Annotated in this window: 1 protein-coding gene; it reads right to left on the bottom strand. The window is 40.0% G+C overall.

The window, feature by feature from the left end:
• Positions 1 to 655 precede the first annotated feature (655 nt).
• Complete coding sequence (locus CXF78_RS17075; RefSeq protein ID WP_059744957.1) at positions 656 to 862, bottom strand: hypothetical protein; 207 nt, start codon at positions 860 to 862, stop codon at positions 656 to 658.
• Between the last annotated feature and the right edge of the window lie 679 nt (positions 863 to 1,541).

Below are 1,541 nucleotides of genomic sequence, written 5' to 3'. Positions count from 1 at the left end.
TACGACTGTATAACACCCCAGTTTCGGCCACTCGTGGTTAATAGGACATAGATTAGAATTTGTAGGGCAATGAGATAACCGTTTGTTCATCAATTTATCCGTGTTATCAAGCTTTGGGGCAAAAACGAGTTAGTTTTCTTGACTTGGAAATGGAGTGATTCAACTCTGAACTTGAGATCTTTGAAGAAAATAGCGTGAAGCTCACATGGCCTTTCTCGCACATCCATGTGCTACAAGGCATTCAGGCATCCTGCCTATCAGATGTGAGCTTAGCTTTCGCGGTACAGGTCGTTCTTTGGCGTCCTGCCATCACGACATTCGTGAATCCATTCACATCAGATGTACCATCGGAAGCGTTAGCATTTTCACTCATTATTACAAGATGGGCCGAAGTGAGGCTACAAACGAAGTTCAACGCTGGATAAATCGCCATGGCGACTTTTCGCATCTAATATTTAAGTCAATGGGGAAAATGTTGCCGGGTGGCTGGGCTAATTCTTTTATAAAGAATAAAGAGGGAACAGCCGCTGGTTTCCTTTTGGTCTGGTGTGGGTGAAGCGCCACGACGTTAGTGGCCGCAGGCCATATTCCAAACTAACTTAGGCAATACATAACTCTGAGTGATAAAACAGATAAACAATAATGCCTACAGCGACTAAAGCCGGATAAAATACGGTATCGCCACTAAGATTACTCCCATAATCAGCAAAGTGGTCACGCTGGCAACAAAATAAGGAAACACGATTAATGCCATTCCTACACACAAGGGAACAATCGCCCTTTGGCGCTTACCATAAACAAAATACCCCATGCCTATAGCGCCAAATAGCACACTCCACATGATCATTGATGAACTGCCCATCTGTATTCCTCTTATCTAATCATCTTGGTATTTGAATCTTTAAATAAGGTTATAGCATGATTACTGTTTTTCTATCATGTCTCTATGATGAATCCAGATCATCGTTGGTGACTTCATTCTGGCTGTAGAGTGAATCAAACTGCCCTCTCCAGTCCTTAATAATCAATCCTCAACCCTTAATCTTTGAACACTGGAACACTTAGCAGAATGCATAACCCATATGCATAACATTAATACATAAAATTAATCCATAACATTAGTCGGCGAGAAATAAGGCTGTGATTGTATAGTGACATACTAAAATGTTGGTGAAGATTTGTCTAAAACAAACAGGTTTAATCAATATACCTCCCTCCATGTGCTAACAACTCCCTCGTTAATAAATCAATACAGGGGTTATGGCGCGCCAAGCAATATGTGCACGAGTTAGGGTGTTTGGGGAGCAGAATCGCCATATTTAAATGATGCTTTATCAGCCAAAACGCCAATAATAACTGCAGCTGTAATGATTTGATGTAAAATCTCTTCGTTTTTTACAACAAACCACTAACCACAATAAAGTAAAAAATAAACCATTAGAAACAACGGTTTATTTTTTACAGGCTATTTCCTATCTCATTATGCTGCTGCAATGTTGTGATCTATATCAAGTTATAACTTGATAATTACAGCACTAATC

Source organism: Shewanella sp. 11B5 (assembly GCF_002836795.1).
Taxonomy (GTDB): domain Bacteria; phylum Pseudomonadota; class Gammaproteobacteria; order Enterobacterales; family Shewanellaceae; genus Shewanella; species Shewanella frigidimarina.
The sequence above is the reverse complement of the archived record's forward strand: the minus strand, read 5'-3'. Positions and strand labels throughout refer to the sequence as shown.